The following is a 21,044-nucleotide window of genomic DNA, read 5'->3' as shown; positions in this document are numbered from 1 at the left end:
GGCGGCGGGCGTCGCTAACGCACGCCGGCGCCGGCCAGCAGCGCCGTCCGGGTGACCAGCAACACCTGGTCTTCGCCGGCCGAGGTTTCGAGCCAGACCACCTCGAGCTGCGGAAACGCCGCCTCGAAATAATCGCGCTCGTTGCCGATTTCCAATACCAGCACGGCCTGCTCGCTCATGCGGGCGGGCGCGTCGGCGAACAATTGCCGCACGAAATCCATGCCGTCGGTGCCGCCGGCCAGCGCCAGCTCGGGCTCGGCGCGGTATTCGGCGGGCAGCGCGGCCATGCTGGCGCTGTTCACGTAGGGCGGGTTGCACAGCACGAGGTCGTACGTGCCGGGCACGTTCTTCAGGCCGTCCGATTCGATCAGCGTGACGCGGGCGTCGAGCGCGTGGCGCGTGACGTTGATGGCGGCGACTTCGAGCGCTTCGGTCGACAAGTCGGCGGCATCGACCGTCACATCCGGGTAGGTGAGCGCCGCGAGCACTGCGAGGCTGCCGTTGCCGGTGCACAGGTCGAGCACGCGCTGCGTGTGTTCGCCCAGCCAGTAGTCGATGCTGCCATCGGCGATGAGCTCGGCAATGAAGCTGCGCGGCACGATGGCGCGCTCGTCCACGTAGAAGGGCACGCCCTGCAGCCAGGCTTCTTTCGTGAGGTAGGCGGCGGGCTTGCGCGTGGCGATGCGCTCGTCGATGAGGGCCGCCACCTTGGCGGCGTCGGCCGGCGACACGGGGGTGTCGGCCACGGCGTCGATGTCGTCCAGCGGCTGCTTCAGGCGCCACAGCACGAGCCAGGCGGCTTCGTCGAAGGCGTTGGCGGTGCCATGGCCGAAGGCCACGCCGGCCTCTTCGAGCCGCTTCGCGCCGGCTTCGATGAGTTCGATGACGGTGCTCATCGGGCGCCTTGCGCAAGCGCCGCGTCGAGCCCGCGCAGCGTGCGCAGGTAGATGTTCTTCAGCGTCTCGATCTCGGCCACCTCGATGTGCTCGTCGATCTTGTGGATGCTGGCGTTCACCGGGCCGCACTCGACCACCTGCTTGCAGATCTTGGCGATGAAGCGCGCGTCGCTGGTGCCACCGCTGGTCGACAGCTCGGTGTCCAGGCCGGTTTCTTCGCGGATCGCCGCCTGCACGGCCGTGACGAGCTCGCCCGGCGTGGTCAGGAAGGGCAGGCCGCCGACGGTCCAGGCCAGCGTGCAGTCGACGCCGTGCGCGTCGAGCACGGCGTTCACGCGCTGCTGCAGCGATTCGGGCGTGGACTCTGTCGAGAAGCGGAAGTTGAAGTCGATCACCGCGCTGCCCGGAATGACGTTGCTCGCGCCGGTGCCCGCGTGGAAATTGCTGATCTGCCAGCTGGTCGGCTGGAAGTAGGGGTTGCTCTGCGCGTCCCAGCCACCGGCGGCGTTGATCGCCACCAGTTCGGCCAGCGCGGGCGCCACCGCGTGCACCGGGTTCTTCGCCAGGTGCGGGTAGGCGATGTGGCCCTGCACGCCGTTCACCGTGAGCTTGCCGCTCATGGTGCCGCGGCGGCCGTTCTTGATCATGTCGCCGCAACGCGCGACTGAGGTGGGCTCGCCGACGATGCAGTAGTCGATGGTTTCACCGCGTGCGGCCAGCGCGTTGCAGACGATCACGGTGCCGTCGACGCCCGGGCCTTCCTCGTCGCTGGTCAGCAGCAGCGCCAGCGTGAGGGTCGGGTCGGGCTCGCCCTGCAGGAATTCTTCGATGGAGGTCACGAAGGCCGCGACCGAGGTCTTCATGTCACAGGCGCCGCGGCCGTAGAGCTTGCCGTCGCGATGCGTGGGCGTGAACGGGTGGCTGCTCCACTGGTCGAGCGGGCCGGTGGGCACCACGTCGGTGTGGCCGGCGAAGACCAGCGTCTTCGTGGCCTTGCCGTTGGTGGGGCGGCGCACGGCCCAGAGGTTGGTGACCCGGAAATCGGCCGGGCCGCTCTCGATGGTTTCCAGCGTGAAGCCCAGCGCGGCGAGGCGTTCACCCAGGATCTGTTGGCAACCCGCGTCGTCGGGGGTGACGGAAGGGCGCGAGATCAGTTGTTCGGCGAGCTGGAGCGTACGGGACATCGAGGGAGCGGGGATTAAGGGGCGGTCAGAACTTCACGTCTAGCGTGATGTCGGTGAAAGTCGGTTCGTCGAGCTGGTCGGTCAGGTCGCGATCCTCGGCCTGCTTCTTGGGCGCGTCGCGGTTCTGCAGGCGCCACATCAGGTTGGTGGGCGAGTCGGCGTTGGCCAGGCCTTCTTCGCGGGTCACGCGTTCCTCGGTGATGAGGCGGGCGATGTCTTCCTCGAAGGTCTGCGAGCCTTCGGCCATCGACTGCTCCATGGCTTCCTTGACGCCGGAGAAGTCTCCCTTTTCGATCAGGTCGGCGACCAGCGCGGTGTTCAGCATCACTTCGAGCGCGGGCACACGCCCGCCGGCCGGCGTGCGCAGCAGGCGTTGCGACACCACGGCGCGCAGCGCCGAGCCCAGGTCGCCCAGCAGGGTGGGGCGCACCTCGACCGGGAAGAAGCTCAGGATGCGGTTCAGCGCGCGGTAGCTGTTGTTGGCGTGCAGCGTGGCCACGCACAGGTGGCCCGACTGCGCATAGGCGATGGCGGCCGTCATGGTGTCGCGGTCGCGGATTTCGCCGATCTGGATCACGTCGGGCGCCTGGCGCAGCGCGTTTTTCAGGGCCACCTGCAGCGAGGTGGTGTCGCTGCCCACGTCGCGCTGGTTCACCAGCGATTTCTTGTTGGTGTAGGTGAACTCGATCGGCTCCTCGACCGTGAGGATGTGGCCGCTGGCGTGCTCGTTGCGGTAGTCGAGCATCGAGGCCAGCGTGGTCGTCTTGCCGGCGCCGGTGGCGCCCACCATCAGGATCAGCCCACGCTTTTCCATGATGAGCGACTTCAGGATGTCGGGCAGGTTCAGGTCGTCGAAGCTGGGGATGACCGAGGCGATGTGCCGCACCACCACGGCGTAGCTGCCGCGCTGGCGCATGGCGCTGATGCGGTAGTTGCCGGCGCCTTCGAGGGCGACGGCCATGTTGAGTTCGCCCGTGTTTTCCAGTTCCTGGATGCGGGCTTCGGGCACCACTTCCGACAGCAGCGCCAGCGGCGCGGTCGGCGGCAGTACCTGCGCATTGATGGGCAGGCAGTTGCCGTTGATGCGGATCATCACCGGGGAGTGGGCCGAGAGGTAGATGTCGGAGGCCTTGCGCTCGGCCATCAAACGAAGAATCCGTTCCATCATGTTCATCGGTCTCTCTCCTCGGTGCTGTTTTTTCTCAGGGAAGAAGCGAACCGGCCGCGCGCGTTGAAGCAGGCGGCCGGTGGTGGGTGCGTTTTCAGTCGCGCAGCAGGTCGTTCAGGCTGGTCTTCGAACGCGTCTGCGCGTCGACCGTCTTCACGATGACTGCGGCGTAGGTGCTGTAGTCCTGGCCCGACTTGGTCTTCTTGGGCAGGCTGCCGCTGATGACCACGCTGCCGGCGGGCACGCGGCCGTACGAGATCTCGCCGGTGTCGCGGTTGAAGATCGGGGTGCTCTGGCCCAGGTACACGCCCATGCCCAGCACCGAGTTCTCTTCGACGATCACGCCTTCGACGACTTCGGAGCGCGCGCCGATGAAGCAGTTGTCTTCGATGATGGTCGGGTTGGCTTGCAGCGGCTCGAGCACGCCGCCCAGGCCCACGCCGCCCGACAGGTGCACGTTGGCACCGACCTGCGCGCACGAACCGACGGTGGCCCAGGTGTCGACCATGGAGCCTTCGCCCACGTAGGCGCCGATGTTCACGTACGAAGGCATCAGGATCGCGCCCTTGGCGATGAAGCTGCCGCGGCGGGCCACGGCCGGCGGCACGATGCGCACGCCCGATTCCTTCAGCTCGGCGGCCGACAGGTGCGAGAACTTGGTCGGCACCTTGTCGTAGAAGCCCAGCGAGCCGGCCTGGATCTGCTCGTTGTCCTTCAGGCGGAACGACAGCAGCACGGCCTTCTTGATCCACTGGTGCACGGTCCACTGGCCCACGCCCTGGCGGGTGGCGACGCGCAGCTTGCCGTTGTTCAGCTCGGTGATCACGTGCTCGACGGCGTCGCGCACTTCGGCGGGGGCGGCGGTGATCGAGATGTTGGCGCGGTCTTCCCACGCGGCGTCGATGATTTGTTGCAGTTGCTGTGTCATGGAGAGAGTCTCGGGTGAAAAAGGGGCAGGGAAGCGGGGCGACAGGGGGTCAGCGGCGGCCGTCTTTGACGAACCGGACGATGCGCTGGGCGGCCTCGACGCACTCGGCCGTTTCGGCCACCAGCGCCATGCGGATGCGACCGCGGCCCGGGTTGGCGCTGTGGTCGGTGTCGCGCGCCAGATAGCTCCCCGGCAGAACCGTGACATTGTATTGAGCGTAGAGCGCGCGGGCGAAGGCTTCGTCGTCGCCAGCCCACACTTCGGGCACGCCGGCCCAGAGGTAGAAGCTGGCGTCGGGCAGGCGCACGTCGAGCACGGGTTCGAGCAGCGGCGTGACGGCAGCGAACTTGGCGCGGTACTGGGCGCGGTTGTCGACCACGTGCGACTCGTCGCCCCAGGCCGCGATGCTGGCGGCGGCCACGGCGCCGCTCATGGCGCTGCCGTGATACGTGCGGTAGAGCAAAAAGCCCTTGATGAGGGCCGCGTCGCCGGCCACGAAGCCGCTGCGCAGGCCGGGCACGTTGCTGCGCTTGGACAGCGAGGTGAGCGCGATCAGGTTCTTGAAATCGGGGCGGCCGAGCTTCATCGAGGCTTCCAGGCCGCTCAGCGGGGGCTCGTCGCGGAAGTAGATCTCGCTGTAGCACTCGTCGGCGGCGATCACGAAGCCGTGGCGGTCGGACAGCGCGAAGAGCTTCTTCCACTCGTCCAGAGACATCACCGCGCCCGTGGGATTGCCCGGCGAGCAGACGAACACGAGCTGGGTGCGGGCCCAGACGTCGTCCGGCACGCTGTCCCAGTCGACGGCGAAGTTGCGCGAGGGTACGCTGGGCACGTAGTACGGCTCGGCGCCCGAGAGCAGGGCCGCGCCCTCGTAGATTTGATAGAACGGGTTGGGCGACATCACCACCGGCTTCGGGTGGGCGCTGGCGTCGACCACGGTCTGGGCGAGCGAGAACAGCGCCTCGCGCGAGCCGTTGACCGGCAGCACCTGGGTGGCCGGGTCGAGCGTCAGGCTGTAGCGGCGATGCAGCCAATGGGTGAAGGCGGTGCGCAGTTTCAGCTCGCCGGCGGTGGCCGGGTAGGCGGCGAGGGCGCCGAGGCCGGCGCTCAGCGCATCCTTGATGAAGGCCGGCGTGGCGTGCTTGGGCTCGCCGATGCCCAGGCTGATGGGGGCGAATTCGGGAGCGGGCGTGCCGCCCGCGAACAGCTGCTTCAGCCGCTCGAACGGGTACGGCTGCAATTTGGCAAGCAAGGGATTCATGCCCCGGATTATCGGCGACGGGGCGGGCGGCCCGCACGCCCCGTGCCCCTTGGCCCGCTCAGCAAAGCGGGCGGTTGAACTGGCCGATCATGTTGGCGAAATTCTGGTTGTAGCGGTTGGCCGCGTCGACGATGGCCGAGCGGCCCATGCGGGCCATCGCACCGGTTTCCTTGCGCTTGAACACGCCGTCTTTGGCGTCCTTGATCACCGAGCGCGACTGGCCGATGAACTCGTTGATCTGCAGCATACCGCCGCTGCAGCTCTTGCCGTTCTGGGTCGACTGCTCGCTGGTTTTCTTGCTCCAGCCTGCGGCCGAGTCGGCCACCAGCGCCAGCGAGGCCTCGAAGGCGGCCAGCGCCTGCGGGTCGTTGGGCGCGGCGAACAGCGCCATGGCGTCGGCGTGGTTGAGCTTGCCGTGGTAGATCAGGCCGGCGCGGTAGTAGGCGGCGGTGTCCTTGGGCGCCTTCTCGAAGGCTTCCTTGGTGAGCGCTCGGTCGCGGGCGCTCAGGCCCTTGTCGAAGGCCGCTTCGGCCTGCGCGACGGAGGTGAGCGCGGCCAGGTAGTCGGCGCTCATCTGGCGTGCCTTGTCGCCGTTGTCGGCGAGGTAGCCCTTGGAATTGGCGTAGTCGTTCAGCTCGCGGCTCAGGGGCGACAGCACCTTGAGCGCGGCCGAGAAGGCCTTGGCCGATTCGTCGATCTCGGGCAGCGGCGCGGCGATGGCGGCGGCGGCATCGAGCTTCTTGGCCGAGCGGTCGACCAGGATGTCGTTCTGGATGCGCAGGCTGGTGAGCGGCGCCTTGGCCTGCAGCAGCGGCACCTGGCCGGTCACGTAGCTTTCGCGGGCTTCCTGGAACGAGGTGCGCAGGTTGTTCGACACGTCGACGTAGAGGTTGTACTTCTCGACGAGCTGCTGCTGGTCGTTGCCGGCCGGGGCGGCCGGCTTGGCTTCGGCGGAAGCGGGCGGGGCGGTCTTGTCCGCCTTGTCGCCACAGCCCGCGACGAGCGCCGACACGGCGACGAGGGTGGCACCCAGCAGGGTCTGGTAGTTCTTCATTCTTTCATTTCCTCCGTTGAAAAAAACAGCACGGGCAGGCCGCGGGACGGCGGTTTGCCGGAAAAACATCGTGGGGAGGAGCGCCGCTGCCTGAGGACAGCGGTCGAGGGGGCGGGATGGGTCAGACGGCGGTGGCCGCGCTGCGCCGGTAGAAAGCGAGCGAGCCTGCCAGCGCCAGCAGCATGCCGCCGCAGGCGCGGTCGATCCAGCGCGTGGCCGACACCGTGAGCAGCCGGATCGCGCGGGCGCCGACGAAGGCGTAGGCCAGCATCACCGCCATGTCCAGCCCCGCGAAGATCAGCGCAATGATCAGGTACTGCGGCGCCTGCGCGGCGGTCGGGTCGATGAACTGCGGCAGCAGCGCCGAGCAGAAGATGTAGCCCTTGGGGTTGGTCACCGCCACCAGGAACGACTTGAAGAAGATGCGCCGGCTTTCGACCGCAGTGACGGTGGCCGCGGCGTCCGCGCGCGGCAGCTGGAAGCCGCCCTGGGAGCGCAGCATGCGCAGCCCGAGCCAGGCCAGGTAGACCGCGCCGACCCACTTCAGCATCGAGAACCAGAACTCCGAGGCCGCGAGCAACGCGCCCAGGCCGAGCGCCACGGCACCGACCAGCACGAAGTCGGACAGCACCGCGCCGAGCATGCCCGGCAGCGCCCGTCGCACGCCGTGGCGCGAGCCGTTGCTCAGGGCCAGCAGCACCGTGGGGCCGGGCGTGGCGATGGCGGCGAAGGCCACGATGGCGAACAGCAGGGCGGTGGCGAGCGTCATCGGGGCGTCTTTCTTCGGATGGGTTTCTTCTTCAGATCTTCTTGACCAGCACCTGGCTCTTGCGGTCCCAGTTGTACTTGCGCTTGCGCGCCTCGGGCAGCCAGTCGGGGTTGACTTGCTGGAAGCCGCGCTTGAGGAACCAGTGCATCGTGACCGTGGTGAGCACGAAGATGCTCTCCAGGCCCATGGCCTTGGCGCGGTGCTCGATGCGCTTGAGGATGCGTTCGCCGTCGCCCTGCGACTGCGATTGCGGCGACACCGTGAGCGCGGCCATCTCGGCGGTCTTCGCCTCGGGGTACGGGTACAGCGCCGCGCAGCCGAAGATCACGCCGTCGTGCTCGATGACCGTGTAGTGGCCCACGTCGCGCTCGATCTCGGTGCGATCGCGCTTGACCAGCGTGCCGTCGCGTTCGAAGGGTTCGATGAGCTGCAGGATGCCGCCGATGTCGTCCACCGTGGCTTCGCGCAGGCTCTCGAGCTTCTCGTCGATCACCATGGTGCCCACGCCGTCGTGCACGTAGATCTCGAGCAGCAGCGATCCGTCGAGCGCGAACGGCAGGATGTGGTTGCGCTCCACGCCGCCCTTGCAGGCCTTCACGCAGTGCTGCAGGTAGAAGGCGGTGTCGGTCGGCTTCTGCGCGGGCGGCAGCGAGGCCAGCAGCTTCTCGGCGGCGGCCAGCGGCAGTTCGGTGTCGATCGGGTTGTCCTCGCTCTCGGGCAGTTCGCTGTCCACGCGGATGCCCGGCACTTCGGTCAGGAAGATCAGCTTGTCGGCCTGGATCGAGATGGCCACGCTGGTCGCCACTTCTTCCATCGTCAGGTTGAAGGCCTCGCCGGTCGGCGAGAAGCCGAAGGGCGACATCAGTACCATGGCGCCGAAGTCGAGCGTGCGGCGGATGCCGGCCGCGTCCACCTTGCGCACCAGGCCCGAATGCTTGAAGTCCACCCCGTCGACCACGCCCACGGGGCGCGCGGTGATGAAGTTGCCCGAGATCACGCGCACCGTCGAGCCGGCCATGGGCGTGTTGGGCAGGCCCTGGCTGAAGGCGGCCTCGATCTCGTAGCGCAGCTGGCCCGCGGCCTCCTGCGCCGAGTCCAGCGCCACGGCGTCGGTGATGCGGATGCCGTGCGAGTACTTGGCCTCGTGGCCCTTGGCCGCCAGTTGCTCGTTGACCTGCGGTCGGAAGCCGTGCACCAGCACGATCTTGACGCCCATGCTCTGGATCAGGGCCAGGTCCTGCGCGATGTTCTGCAGCTTGCCCGCCGCGATGGCCTCACCCGCGAGCGCGACCACGAAGGTCTTGCCGCGGTGCGTGTGGATGTAGGGCGCGACCGAGCGGAACCAGGGCACGAAGGTGAAATTGAAGACGGTGGACATGGGGCGTGATTGTGCATTCTTGGCAAGGTTTTGGTGCAGCGCGTCATGCCAGGGCGCGCAGCAGCCGGCCGGCCCCGGCCGCGGCGGGCGTGCCGCGGGCCTTGAAGGCCTCGAGCTGGTCGGCGTAGGCGTCCAGCGGCTCCACCGCCGCCTCGGCCGCACCCGCCGGCGCGGCCGGTGCCAGCGGCAGGCCGAGCAGTCCGGCGAGCTCATCCGGTGCGATCGAACCCTGCGCCATCAGCGCATCGACCACTGCCATGAAGGCGGTGGCGTGCGCTTCGAGCAGGCCCAGCGCGCGGGTGTGTTCGCGCGCCAGGATGGCCTCGATCTCGCGGTTGGTGGCTGCCACGTCGGTGTTGAGGTTGTCGTTCGCATCGGTCGTCACGTCGGTGCGGCTCCAGCGGGTGCCGAAGCCCAGGTGGCGCACGTGGCGCGCTGCCGTGGCGGTGGCCTGCATCAGGTCGCGCTCGGCGCCCGTGGTGCAGCCCGATTCGCCGAACACCAGCCGCTCGGCCGCGCGGCCGGCCAGGCTCACGCACACGCTGTCCAGCAGGTTGCGCTTGGACCAGGCCTTGCGCTTCACGTAGCTGTTGTAGCCACCCTCGAACGAGGCCACGTTGATGCGGATCTCCTGCGGCGCGCGGCCGAAGAGCAGGGCGTACACCAGGCCATGGCCGGCCTCGTGCACCGCGAGCAGCGCACGGAAGTCGGCGTTGGCGCGCTGCTTGAGCCGGTTCAGCTCCAGCGCCACCGGGAACTCGCGCCGCGCCAGCCGGAAGCGCGCGACCAGGCGCGGGCCGCCGGGCGTGACCTCGCCGGGGTCGAGCATCAGCCACACGGGCTCGCTGCCGTGCGCGCCCTGTTCGAGCGCCCACAGCGCGGCGTTGACCAACGTCGCGCTCAGGATCGCGTGGATCGACGAGAACAGCGGGCGCGTGCCCTGCGCCGGGAACACGGCGTTGGCGTAGATCTGTTCGTACACGCTCGCGTCGAGCACGAAGCGCACGCCCGAGCTTTCCTGGATCTCGCCCACGTAGCGGTCGCAGATCGACAGGATCAGGCGCACGTAGGTGGCGCGGCTGAACGAGGGGTAGATCACGTGGTTGTTGCCCAGCCGCGCGACCTGCTCGGGCTTGAAGCGTTCGGCCAGCGCCTTCTTCACGTCGATGAGCGAGAGCTTCTTCGTCAGCGCGTGGAAGATGTCGGCGTCGGTGTCGCAGTCTTCCACCCGCTTGGCGGTCTCGGCGTACATCTCGTCGAGGTTGCCCGAGACGAAGACCAGCAGCTTGGAGTAGTCGGTTTCCCAGTTGTCCTGCGAGGCGCGAAAAGCGCGCAGCCGCGCCTGGATCTCGTCGGGCTTCCAGGTCATGATGTCGAGCAGCGACTCGCGCAGCTTCAGGCAGCGCTTGAACTCCTGCGCTTCCCAGGGCGAGAGCTGCAGGCGGCGCTTGCGCTTGGTCTTGCCGGCCTTGGCGCCGTCCTCTTCGTCTTCCTCGTCGTCGTCATCGGTGCGGCGGTCCTGGTCGTACTCGGCCCAGGCCAGTGACGACTCGATCTCGCTGAGCACCGACAGCGACGGCGGCAGGCGGCCGTCCGAAAGCAGCGCCCACACGTCCTGGTAGCGCTCCACGCGCGCTTCCTTGCCGCTGGCGTCCACGGTGCGAAAGCGCTGGAACTCGTCGAGCACGAGGATGCCGGGCGCGCCCTCGGCGATGCCCGACTCGGCCAGCATGGCCGAGATCGAGCCGGCGGTGCGGTGCCCCGAGCCGTGGCTGAAGCCGTCCATCTGCACTTCGATGAAGCGGTCGTAAAAGCCCAGGTGCTGCGCCAGGCGCCGCACGAGCTGCGTCTTGCCGGTGCCGGTCAGGCCCCACAGGCAGATGACGACCGGGCGGCTGATGAGCTGCGGCAGCACGTACCAGGCGCGCAGCGAATCGATCACGCGATCGATGATCTCGTCGATGCCGAACAGCTCGGCCTTCAGCGAATGGGCAATGGCCTGCAGGTGGCGCGTGCGCTCGGCCAGCGTGGTGTGCAGGTCACGGGAAATGTCTTGTTGCGACATGAGGTTCTTTTTTTCTTCGAATGATTCGGGACACGGAAACAGGAATGCGGCCGCTGCTCCACGCGAGATGCGGGGAGGGCGGTGGTGCAGGCGCTGTGCGGGTCAGGCTGGCGCGCTTCGACCGAAGTGAAGCGCGAGCGGTGGGCGTTCAGTTCCGCGAAGGAAGCTGAAGCCGGCGCGCGGGCTTCGTCAGGCCGGGCGGGTCGCCTTGACCCCGCCGCGTGCAAGGACGCGGCTTGCGCAGCGGATGCGCATCGAAAGGGGGGCAAGGAAGGAGGTCATGGCCGCGATCGTAGCGGCGGCATGCGGTAGAGTAAAGAGTCTTTACGAAATTTTCTGCGCCACCTGCTGCATGCGGCCTCGCTGTGGATGCCATGCAACAGCGCCGGGGCCCCGCGATAATTGGCGGTTTGCCCGCCTGCCGCCGCGCGCAACGACCGACGACTGCCTTGCCTTGACGACCCTCACACCTCCCGCCCCCCTGCGCATCGAGTTCCCCGAATCGCTCCCGGTCTCCGGCCGGCGCGAGGAGATCATGGCCGCCATTGCGGCGCACCAGGTTGTGATCGTCTGCGGCGAAACGGGCTCGGGCAAGACCACGCAGCTGCCGAAGATCGCGCTGGCGCTCGGGCGCGGCAAGCTCAATGCCGAACCCGGCAAGGGCCGCCTCATCGGCCACACGCAGCCGCGACGCATTGCCGCCAGCTCGGTCGCCAAGCGCATCGCCGAAGAGCTGAAGACGCCGCTGGGCGACGTGGTCGGCTTCAAGGTGCGCTTTCAGGACCGCCTGAGCCGTGACGCGTCGGTGAAGCTGATGACCGACGGCATCCTGCTGGCCGAGACGCAGACCGATCCGCTGCTCAAGGCCTACGACACGCTCATCATCGACGAGGCCCACGAGCGCTCGCTGAACATCGACTTCCTCCTGGGCTACCTGCGCGAGATTCTTCCGCGCCGGCCCGACCTGAAGGTGATCGTCACCTCGGCCACCATCGATGCCGACCGCTTTGCGCAGCACTTCGCTTCGGCCAAGGGCCCCGCGCCGACGATCATGGTGTCGGGGCGTACCTTCCCGGTCGAGCAGCGCTACCGCCCGTTCGAGGAGTCGCGCGAGCACGACCTGAACGACGCCATTGCCGACGCGGTCGACGAGCTCTGGCGCGATCCGCACAACGCCGGCGACATCCTGATCTTCCTGCCCGGCGAACGCGAGATCCGCGAGGCGGCCGACCACCTGCGCCGCCACGTCAGCCACCAGCCGCTGCTTCGCAGTGCCGAGGTGTTGCCGCTGTTCGCCCGGCTCTCGGGCCCCGAGCAGGACCGCATCTTCGAGAGCCACCACGGCCGCCGCATCGTGCTGGCCACCAATGTGGCCGAGACCTCGCTCACCGTGCCGGGCATCCGCTACGTGATCGACACCGGCACGGCGCGCGTCAAGCGCTACAGCTTCCGCAGCAAGGTCGAGCAGCTGCTGGTCGAGCCGATCAGCCAGGCCGCGGCCAACCAGCGCGCGGGCCGATGCGGGCGCGTGGCGAACGGCATCTGCATCCGCCTGTACGACGAGAAGGACTTCGCGGGCCGCCCGCGCTTCACCGATCCGGAAATCCTGCGCTCTTCGCTCGCGGGCGTGATCCTGCGCATGAAGTCGCTGCGGCTGGGCGACGTGGCGCGCTTCCCGTTCCTCGAAGCGCCGTCGCCTCGCGCGATTGCCGACGGCTACCAGCTGCTCAACGAGTTGGGTGCGGTCGACGATGCCAACGAACTCACCGCCACCGGCGCCGAGCTGGCGAAGCTGCCGCTCGATCCGCGCGTGGGCCGCATGATTCTCGAAGCGCGCACGCGCGGCGCGCTCGAGGAAGTGCTCGTCATCGCCTCCGCACTCAGCGTGCAGGACGTGCGCGACCGCCCGATGGACGCGCAGCAGCAGGCCGATCAGGCGCACTCGAAGTTCGACGACGAGAAGAGCGAATTCAGCGGCTACCTGCGGCTGTGGAAGTGGATTGCTGACGCGCGCGGCGGCCATGGGGACACGCACAAGCTCAGCAACCGCCAGTACGAGCAGCTGCTGCGCCAGAACTTCATCAACATCCGCCGCGTGCGCGAATGGCGCGACATCCATTCGCAGCTGCTCACGGTGGTCACCGAGCACAAGTGGCGCATCAATGCCACGCCGGCCGGCTACGAGCCGCTGCACCTGTCGATGCTCGCGGGCCTGCTCGGCAACGTCGGCTGGAAGCTGGAAGACGACGAGGCCTACCTGGGCGCGCGCGGCATCAAGTTCTACAAGCACCCCGGCGCGCACCTGAAGAAGAAGCCGGGGCGCTGGATCGTCGCGGCCGAACTGGTCGAGACCACGCGCCTGTTCGGGCGCGGCATCGCCAACATCGAGCCGCAGTGGCTCGAACAGGTGGCGGGGCACCTGCTGAAGAAGCAGCTGCTCGACCCGCACTGGGAAAAGAAGGGCGCGCAGGTCTCGGCGCTGGAGCGCGCGACGTTGTACGGCCTCGTGGTGTACAGCGGGCGGCGCGTCGATTTCACCAAGGTCGATCCGGTCTCGGCGCGCGAGATCTTCATCCGCGAAGCGCTGGTCGGCGGTCAGTGGGAAAGCAAGTTCCCCTTCCTCACGGCCAACCGCAAGCTGGTGCGCGAGGTCGAAGGCCTGGAGCACAAGGCGCGCCGGCAGGACGTGCTGGTCGACGACGAACTGATCTTCGCCTTCTACGACGCGCAGCTGCCGGCCGACGTGGCCAGCGGCATCACCTTCGAGAACTGGTACCGCCACGCCTCGAAGGACCAGCCGCGCCTGCTGTACCTCACGCGCGACGAGCTGATGCGCCACCAGGCGGCCGGCATCACGACGCAGTCGTTCCCACCCACGCTGCGCCTGGGCGGTGTTGATTGCGCCGCGAGCTACCTGCACGAACCGGGCGACGCGAAGGACGGCCTCACGGTCAGCGTGCCGCTGTTCGTGCTCAACCAGGTGAACGAAGAGCGTTGCGAATGGCTGGTGACCGGCATGCTCAAGGACAAGATCCAGGCGCTGCTCAAGAGCCTGCCGCAGCGCCCGCGCTCGCGGCTGGTGCCGCTGCCCGAGTCGGCCACGAAGCTGGCGGACGAGCTGTCGGCGCCCGAACTCTTCGGCACCGGCTCGCTCACCGACGTGCTGCTCAAGCGCGTGCGCGACCTGACCAGCATCGATGTGAAGCGTGCCGACTTCAAACTCGACATGCTGGCGCCGCACCTGTTCATGAACCTGCGCATCGTCGACGAGCACGGCCGCCAGCTGGGCATGGGCCGCAACCTCGGCGCGCTGAAAGCCGAGCTGGGCGCGCAGGCGCGTGGCGCGTTCCAGGCGCTCGCGGGGCTCAACGTGAAGGCGTCGCCGGCCCCCAAGGCCGCGCCTGCGAACGGGGCCCAGGCCCCGGCGAAGAACGCCGCGCCCGAGAAGGCCGCACCCACGCTGCCCGCCGGCCAGCGCTACACGAGCTGGACCTTCGGCGAGCTGCCCGAGCTGATGGAAGTGCGGCGCGGTTCGCAGTCGCTCGTCGGCTTCCCGGCGCTGCGCGACGAAGGCGATGCCGTGACCATCGAGGTGTTCGACGAGCCCGCCGTGGCGGCCGCGAAGCACCGCGCCGGCCTGCGCCGCCTGTTCGCGTTGCAGCTGAAGGACGCGCTCAAGTACCTCGAGAAGAACATCCCCGACCTGCAGAAGATGTCGGTCGCCTACATGCCGCTGGGCACGTCGGAAGAACTGCGCACGCAGATCATCGACGTGGCGATCGACCGCGCCTTCCTGCAGGAGCCGCTGCCCACCGACGAGTTCGTCTTCAAGAAGCGGCTCGAAGAAGGGCGCGGGCGGCTCACGCTGATCGCCAACGAAGTGGCGCGGCTCGCGGGCGTCATCCTCGTGGAGTACGCAGCGGCGGCGCGCAAGATCAAGGACACGAAGGTCCAGCCCGAGGCGGTGCAGGACGCAGCGCAGCAGCTGCAGAAGCTCGTGGGCAAGCGCTTCATCGCCGACGCGCCGTGGACACAGCTGCAGCACTTCGCGCGCTACCTCAAGGCCATCGTGCTGCGCCTGGACAAGCTGCGCGCCGACCCCGCGCGCGACACGGCCAAGCTGGCCGAGCTGAAGCCGCAGGAGCAGCGCTACTGGCGCCTCGTGGCCGAGCGCAAGGGCGTGGTGGACGAGCGCATGCTCGAATTCCGCTGGCTGCTCGAGGAGTTGCGCGTGAGCTTCTTCGCGCAGGAGCTGCGCACGCCGCAGCCGGTGAGCGTGAAGCGGCTCGACAAGGCCTGGGCGCAGCTTCAGGCGTAAAAAAAAGCCCGCGACGACGCGGGCTTTTTTCATGATGGCGCGGGCGCTATATGCGGCCCATGAGCACGAGGATCACCAGGATCAGCACCACGAGCCCGAGGCCGCCGCTGGGTCCGTAGCCCCAGGACCGGCTGTAACCCCAGCTCGGCAGCGCGCCGATCAGCAGCAGGATCAGGACGATCAGCAGAATGAACGAGAGGGACATGTTTTTTCTCCTGGGACGTTGTTGTCACGAGCCTCCATGCTCGTCGTCCCGGGGCGCCGCGAGCGCCGGAGAGCCGCCCCTGACGCGGTCAGGACTGTCCTACCGTGGGCGTCGGCGCTTTACCGGTGCGCCTGCCAGCAGGAAGTGCATGGCCACGCCCACCGCCAGGAAGATGGCGCCCAGACCGCCGACGATGGCGGCGCCGCCCCACAGGTCGAAGAAGCCGTCGAGTCGGGCGTCCTGCGGGTTCGCGGGGTTGAAGAACACGCCGACGACTTCGCCCTTGTCGTAGGCCGGCGGGTTGCTGCTGCTCGACGGCGAGAACTCGACGATCGCGCCCGACGGCAGGGTGAAGCGCACCAGCGGGCGCCACGTCGGCGAATTGCTGCGGCTCGAACTTCCCGCGGACTGCAACGCGATCACCTCGCCCTGCGCCTTGCCGGCCGATGCGATGAACTTGGCGGTGTTCTGGTAGAGCAGCCAGCCGCCGAGGAGCATGAGCGCGCCGACGAGCGTGAAGATGCGCGTGATGAGGCGGGTGGGGTTCATTCGGGCGGCTTTCAGTTGCGCATCCACTCGACCGACAAGGTGCCCACCGCAGCCAGCACCAGGCTCGACACCAGGAAGCCCGCGGCCCCCAGCGTGGCCAGCAGGGCCCGTCGCCAGGGGCGCGTGCGAAAGAGATAGACCGGAATGCCCAGCAGCGGAAAGATGCCTGCGAGCAGCGCCGAGCGACCAGGCGCGGGCACGCCGCGCGCGAGGCCGTCGGCCCTGCACCACGTGTAGCACAGCGCCGAGATGAGGAACACATGCGCCACGTCCAGCGCGGTGTAGTCCTTGCCGCGCAGCGGCGGCAGGAACGCGTCGGCGATGCCCACCACGAGGAACGAGAGGGCCAGGGCCAGCAGGATCCAGCGCGGCCGGTTCATCGTCATCGCTGCCCCCGGAGCGTGGCCGCTGGCGTCAGAGCTTCGCGAGGCGGTCGAGCGCGGCGAGCAGCGTCTCGTCCTTCTTGGCGAAGCAGAAGCGCACCACGCGCTGGTCGAAGCCGTCGCCGTAGAAGGCCGACAGCGGAATCGCCGCCACGCCGATCTCGCGCGTGAGCCAGAGGCAGAAGTCGGCCTCCGACAGGTCGCTCACGGCCGAGATGTCCACGCACTGGAAGTAGCTACCTTCGCTGCGCAGCAGCTTGAAGCGGGTCTTCTCGGCCAGGCCGGCCGCGAACAGGTCGCGCTTGCGCTGGTAGAAGGCCGGCAGCTCCAGGTAGGGCTCGGGCCGCGCCATGTACTGCGCGAGCGCGTGCTGCATCGGCGTGTTCACCGTGAACACGTTGAACTGGTGCACCTTGCGAAACTCGGCCATCAGCGGCGCGGGCGCGGCCACGAAGCCGACCTTCCAGCCGGTGACGTGGTAGGTCTTGCCGAAGCTGCTGACAATGAAGCTGCGCGCCGCCAGGCCGGGGAAGCGCGCCACGCTTTCATGGCGTGCGTCGTCGAACACCATGTGTTCGTAGACCTCGTCGCTGATCACGAACACGTCGGTGGGCGCGAGCAGGTCTTCGAGCTGGCGCATCTCGGCCTCGGTCCAGACCGTGGCGCTCGGGTTGTGCGGCGTGTTGATGATGATCGCGCGCGTCTTCGGCGTGAGCGCGGCGGCGATCTTGTCGAAGTCGGGGCGGAAGGTGCCGGGCACGAGCGGCACGCGCACGACCTTGCCGCCGGCCAGGTCGATGTTGGGCACGTAGCTGTCGTAGCAGGGCTCCAGAACGATCACTTCGTCGCCGGGGCGCACGATGGCCAGGATGGCCGTGATGATCGCCTGCGTGGCGCCGGCCGTGACCGTGATCTCGGTTGCGGCGCTGTAGCTGCGGCCGTAGAGCGCCTCGATCTTGGCGGCGATGGCGTCGCGCAGCGACGGAATGCCCGGCATCGGCGGGTACTGGTTGTGGCCGGCCGCCATGGCGGCGGTCACGTCTTCGAGCAGCTTCGGATCGCAGTGGAAATCGGGGAAGCCCTGGCCGAGGTTCACGGCGTTCTTCTCGGCCGCGAGCGTGGACATCACGGTGAAGATGGTGGTGCCGACAGCCGGCAGCTTGGTGGTGATCTCGGGCGTGCGGGGAGAAGACGAAGGGGTGGCGGTGCTCATGGTCGGTCGTCGCGGGGGAAAAAGCGAAAGGTCAGAGTTCGTAGTCTTGTTGGTGGCCGCTGAGGGCCTTCGCGATCAGGTTGCGGTCGAGGCGGTCGGAGAGCAGCTCGGCGAACTTGAAGACGAAGTTGCGCAGGTAGGCGCTGCGCTTGAAGGCAACGCGCGCGATGTTCTGGCCGAACACGTGGCCCATCGGGCGCACCACGAGGTCGGCGTTCGACTCGTCGCGCACGGCCATCTCGGCCACGATGCCGACGCCGAGGCCCAGGCGCACGTAGGTCTTGATCACGTCGGAATCGATGGCCTCGAGTGCGATGCGCGGCGTGAGCTTCTTCTGCGCAAACGCATGGTCGATGCGCGTGCGGCCGGTGAACGACGGGTGGTACGTGATGATCGGCTCGCTCGCGAGGTCTTCGAGCGACACGCGTTCCTTGGCCGCCAGCGGATGGTCCTTGGGCAGCACCAGCACGTGCTGCCATTCGTAGCAGGGCAGCGTGACCAGCTCGGCATAGCCGTCGAGCGATTCGGTGGCGATGCCGATCTCGGCGATCTCGTCGATCACCATGCGCGCCACCTGGTCGGGCGAGCCCTGGTGCAGGCTCACGTTGACCTTCGGGTAGGCCTCGCGCAGGTTGGCCACGGGCACCGGCAGCACATAGCGCGCCTGGGTGTGGGTGGTGGCGATGGAGAGGGTGCCGCTGTCCTGCGCACTGAACTGTTCGCCGATGCGCTTGAGGTTGCCCACCTCGCGCATGATGAGTTCGATGCTGGCGATGACGTGCTGGCCGGGTTCGGTGATGCGCTTCAGGCGCTTGCCGTGGCGGGCGAAGATCTCGACGCCGAGCTCTTCCTCGAGTTCGATGATCGCCTTGGAGACGCCGGGCTGCGAGGTGTGGAGCGCCTTGGCCGCCTCGGTGAGGTTCAGGTTGCGCCGCACGGCTTCCTGAACAAACTTGAACTGGTGCAGATTCATATCAAATTCCGTCTGATTGCGGAATTCATTATGCCTTTGAAGTCTATAAAAATGACCGGGAGTTCAGGATTTGATGGCAATCCGGGCCAGCAAAGCGACCAGTTCGGGCGATTCGCCCACGATCGGGGCCAGCGAGAAGGCCACGTCGGGCCAGCGCTGGCGCAAGGCGTCGAGCTGCAGCGGCAGGTCTTCGCGGGCGTGCTTGCCCATGCCCAGGAACAGCGGCACCACATGCACCGCGGTGGCGCCGTCGGCGATCAGCGCGGCGGCGGCCGTGGGCAGGTCGGGCGCGGCCAGTTCCATGTAGGCGCAACTGACCCGCACCGTGGGGTCGTCTTCGCGCATGCGGGCGGCGACCGCCTCGATGGGCTCGCGCCAGCGCGCGTCGCGCGAGCCGTGCGCGAGCAGCACCGTGCCCGGCACCTGCGTGGTCATCGCCTCAGGACCAGCCAGCTGAAGGCTGTGAGAGACAGCACCGAATAGATCAGCCCCGGCGCGGCCGCCGTGAGCCAGGGCGACCAGTTGCTCAGGTTGCCCAGGTAGCCGAACACGTTGTTCAGCAGGAAGAAGCTGATGCCGATCATCACGCCGCCGAACACGTAGGTCGTGATGCCGGCCTGGCGGAAGTGCAGGTAGGCGAAGGGCAGGGCGAGCACCACCATCACCAGGCACGAGAGTGGATAGAACACCTTGCGCCAGAACTCGATCTCGTAGCGCTGCGCGGTCTGGCCGTTGGCGTTCAGGTGCCGGATGTAGTCGAACAGGTCGATGGTGCTCATGCGATCGGGCCGCAGCAGCGCAACCGACACCATTTCGGCGGTGAGCGAGGTGGGCCAGTCCATCTTCTCGACATGGGTGGTCGTGATGCGGGCCTTGTCGGCGGTGCGGGTTTCGTAGTCCTGCTGCTCGACCTCGGAGAGCACCCACTTCTCGTCGAGGATGCGGGCCGACTTGGCCATGAGCTGCTTGCTCACGTAGCCGTTGCCGTCGAACTCGAAGATGCGCGTGTTCTGCAGCGAGCCGTCGCGCGAAATCGACAGCACATTGACCGCATACGAGGTATCGCCGCGCTTTTCCTTCAGCCAGGCGCCGGTGTTGCCCACCAGCGAATAGGTGCCCTGGTAGCGCGACTTGAGCAGCTGGCCGGTGCGTCCAGACAGCGGCGCGATGTAGTCGCCGATGGCAAAGGTGAGCACGACGAAGCCCAGCCCCAGCAGCAGCAGCGTGCGCAGCGCGCGCCACGGGCCCAGGCCGCTGGTGCGCAGGATGGTGTATTCGGAGCTTTGCGCCAGCCGCGCCATCACGAAGATGCAGCCGATCAGCACCGTGATCGGCAGCAGTTCGTACAGGTGGCTGGGCACCAGCAGCAGCACGTAGATCAGCGCCTGCACCGGGCCATAGGCCAGGCTTTCGGGCTTGCCCACGGACTGCAGCTCGTCGACGAAGTCGAAGAAGAAGAACAGGCTCAGGAAGCCGAGCGTCACGAAGGCCACGGCCTTCAGTGCCTCGACGTAGATCAGTCGGCGGATGGTTTTCACGAGGTCGGGTCGATCCGGGAAGGCGGTACGGCCGGCAGGGCGCCGGCCGTGGCGGCGCTGGCGCGGGCCTGGCGGCGGGCCGACCAGTTGTTGTTGCGCAGCGTGAGCCAGGCCGTGGCGAAGAGGAAGACGCCGCCGTGCAGCAGCAGCATGAAGGAGCCCATGCCGTAGCGGCCCGAGCTGATCCAGCTCTGGCCCAGGTTCAGCAGGTTGTAGTAGACGACGAAGGCGAACAGCGCAAACACCAGGTTGCCGCTGCGCCCCACGCGCGGGTTGACGCTGGACACCGTCAACGCCAGCAGCACGAAGTTGATGGCGGCCAGCAGCATGCCGAAGCGCCAGCCCAGCTCGCCCAGGCTGGCATCGCTGCGGTCGCGCAGCAGCGAGAGCGTGGAGCGCGCGCGCGTGGGCGTGCTGTCGCCGGTGGCGTTCGAGCTGCCGCCGGCGCGCGTGCCGTAGGTCTTGAACTCGCTGATCTTCAGGCCCGATTCCGTGAACAGCGGGCGCTCCAGGCGCTGGCCGTTGCTCAGCAGCAGGAAGCGGTGGTTGTCGATGTCCTCGATGCGGCCGCTGCGCGCCGAGGTGGTGATCTGCAGGCCGCGCTCGACGGCCCAGATGAACACATTGGTGGCGGTGGCGCCGTCGGGCGTGTCCTTGTCAATGAAGAACACGCGCAGCCGGCCCGAGGACTCGCGGAACTCACCCGGCGTGACGCGCTCGATGTCGCTGCGCTGCTCGTACTGCTGGCGCATGCCGATGGTCTGCGAGTTGGCCCAGGGCCAGCCCACCAGCGCCATGGCGGCGATGAGCAGCAGCACAGGCCAGGCGAAGCGGAACAGCGGCTGGACGAAATCGGCCAGGCCGCGCCCGCTGGAGAACCAGATCACCATTTCGCTGTCGCGGTACATGCGCGAGAGCGTGCCGACGATGGCGATGAACAGGCTCAGGCTCAGGATGGTCGGCATGTAGCCGAGCACCGTGTACGCCATCACGAGGAAGACCTCCTGCGGGTTCACGCTGCCCTTGGACGCCAGCCCGAGCGTACGGATGAGCATCATGGTCATCACGATGGTGACCAGGACGACGAGGGTCGCTCCGAAGCTGCGCGACAGCTCCTTGCGTAGGGAAGAATGGAATAACATCGTTCGAGGAAAAAAAGGAT

General features: G+C 67.8%; 18 protein-coding genes. 1 reads left to right on the top strand and 17 read right to left on the bottom strand.

The window, feature by feature from the left end; genetic code table 11:
- Positions 1 to 14 precede the first annotated feature (14 nt).
- The 9 genes from prmB to AC07OX_RS01435 all read right to left on the bottom strand — a co-directional run bounded on the left by prmB (position 15) and on the right by AC07OX_RS01435 (position 10,703).
- Positions 15 to 896, bottom strand: coding sequence for a 50S ribosomal protein L3 N(5)-glutamine methyltransferase (prmB, locus tag AC07OX_RS01475; RefSeq protein WP_495262549.1), 882 nt, complete (start codon positions 894 to 896; stop codon positions 15 to 17).
- Positions 893 to 2,080: a succinyl-diaminopimelate desuccinylase gene (gene dapE, locus AC07OX_RS01470; RefSeq protein ID WP_495262548.1), complete on the bottom strand. Its 1,188-nt coding sequence runs from the start codon at positions 2,078 to 2,080 to the stop codon at positions 893 to 895. Before dapE ends, prmB begins: the two co-directional genes overlap by 4 nt.
- A gap of 25 nt (positions 2,081 to 2,105) precedes the next feature.
- Positions 2,106 to 3,254, bottom strand: a complete 1,149-nt coding sequence (locus tag AC07OX_RS01465) for a PilT/PilU family type 4a pilus ATPase (protein WP_062470184.1) — start codon at positions 3,252 to 3,254, stop codon at positions 2,106 to 2,108.
- Between the two features lie 88 nt (positions 3,255 to 3,342).
- The gene (gene dapD, locus AC07OX_RS01460) at positions 3,343 to 4,176 is read right to left on the bottom strand and encodes a 2,3,4,5-tetrahydropyridine-2,6-dicarboxylate N-succinyltransferase (RefSeq protein ID WP_095745420.1); all 834 of its coding nucleotides are present in this window, start codon (positions 4,174 to 4,176) and stop codon (positions 3,343 to 3,345) included.
- A 49-nt stretch (positions 4,177 to 4,225) separates the two neighbouring features.
- Positions 4,226 to 5,437 (bottom strand): succinyldiaminopimelate transaminase, encoded by a 1,212-nt coding sequence (gene dapC / locus AC07OX_RS01455; protein ID WP_495262547.1) that lies wholly within the window; start codon positions 5,435 to 5,437, stop codon positions 4,226 to 4,228.
- A 58-nt stretch (positions 5,438 to 5,495) separates the two neighbouring features.
- Positions 5,496 to 6,491: a DUF3829 domain-containing protein gene (locus tag AC07OX_RS01450; protein WP_495262546.1), complete on the bottom strand. Its 996-nt coding sequence runs from the start codon at positions 6,489 to 6,491 to the stop codon at positions 5,496 to 5,498.
- Positions 6,492 to 6,612: 121 nt separating this feature from the next.
- Positions 6,613 to 7,260, bottom strand: coding sequence for a LysE family translocator (locus AC07OX_RS01445; protein ID WP_495262545.1), 648 nt, complete (start codon positions 7,258 to 7,260; stop codon positions 6,613 to 6,615).
- A gap of 31 nt (positions 7,261 to 7,291) precedes the next feature.
- Entirely contained in the window at positions 7,292 to 8,638 is a 1,347-nt protein-coding gene (gene argA / locus AC07OX_RS01440; RefSeq protein ID WP_062470199.1) for an amino-acid N-acetyltransferase, read from the bottom strand.
- A 43-nt stretch (positions 8,639 to 8,681) separates the two neighbouring features.
- Entirely contained in the window at positions 8,682 to 10,703 is a 2,022-nt protein-coding gene (locus AC07OX_RS01435) for an AAA family ATPase (protein ID WP_495262544.1), read from the bottom strand.
- A 352-nt stretch (positions 10,704 to 11,055) separates the two neighbouring features.
- On the opposite strand from AC07OX_RS01435, the gene hrpA reads away from it, so the two are divergent.
- Complete coding sequence (hrpA, locus tag AC07OX_RS01430) at positions 11,056 to 15,021, top strand: ATP-dependent RNA helicase HrpA (protein ID WP_495262576.1); 3,966 nt, start codon at positions 11,056 to 11,058, stop codon at positions 15,019 to 15,021.
- A gap of 46 nt (positions 15,022 to 15,067) precedes the next feature.
- Here hrpA and AC07OX_RS01425 read toward each other — a convergent pair whose 3' ends face one another.
- From AC07OX_RS01425 to lptF, 8 genes are all read right to left on the bottom strand, one after another.
- A complete protein-coding gene (locus AC07OX_RS01425; protein WP_070060790.1) occupies positions 15,068 to 15,226 on the bottom strand; it encodes a DUF3309 family protein in 159 nt (52 codons plus the stop codon).
- 99 nt (positions 15,227 to 15,325) lie between these two features.
- On the bottom strand, positions 15,326 to 15,775 hold the full coding sequence (locus AC07OX_RS01420; protein ID WP_495262543.1) for a DUF3592 domain-containing protein: 450 nt from the start codon (positions 15,773 to 15,775) through the stop codon (positions 15,326 to 15,328).
- 11 nt (positions 15,776 to 15,786) lie between these two features.
- Positions 15,787 to 16,161 (bottom strand): rard protein, encoded by a 375-nt coding sequence (locus AC07OX_RS01415; protein WP_495262542.1) that lies wholly within the window; start codon positions 16,159 to 16,161, stop codon positions 15,787 to 15,789.
- Positions 16,162 to 16,189: 28 nt separating this feature from the next.
- The gene (locus AC07OX_RS01410; protein ID WP_095745413.1) at positions 16,190 to 17,371 is read right to left on the bottom strand and encodes a pyridoxal phosphate-dependent aminotransferase; all 1,182 of its coding nucleotides are present in this window, start codon (positions 17,369 to 17,371) and stop codon (positions 16,190 to 16,192) included.
- Between the two features lie 31 nt (positions 17,372 to 17,402).
- Complete coding sequence (locus AC07OX_RS01405; protein WP_062470216.1) at positions 17,403 to 18,344, bottom strand: CysB family HTH-type transcriptional regulator; 942 nt, start codon at positions 18,342 to 18,344, stop codon at positions 17,403 to 17,405.
- A 63-nt stretch (positions 18,345 to 18,407) separates the two neighbouring features.
- Complete coding sequence (locus AC07OX_RS01400) at positions 18,408 to 18,779, bottom strand: sirohydrochlorin chelatase (protein WP_307588461.1); 372 nt, start codon at positions 18,777 to 18,779, stop codon at positions 18,408 to 18,410.
- Positions 18,776 to 19,882, bottom strand: a complete 1,107-nt coding sequence (gene lptG / locus AC07OX_RS01395; protein WP_062470221.1) for an LPS export ABC transporter permease LptG — start codon at positions 19,880 to 19,882, stop codon at positions 18,776 to 18,778. The genes AC07OX_RS01400 and lptG overlap by 4 nt, the downstream gene beginning before the upstream one ends.
- Complete coding sequence (gene lptF, locus AC07OX_RS01390) at positions 19,879 to 21,024, bottom strand: LPS export ABC transporter permease LptF (RefSeq protein WP_062470224.1); 1,146 nt, start codon at positions 21,022 to 21,024, stop codon at positions 19,879 to 19,881. The genes lptG and lptF overlap by 4 nt, the downstream gene beginning before the upstream one ends.
- Positions 21,025 to 21,044 lie beyond the last annotated feature (20 nt).

The organism is Variovorax sp. GW821-FHT09D07 (assembly GCF_059416345.1).
This window is presented reverse-complemented; position numbering and strand designations above follow the sequence as displayed.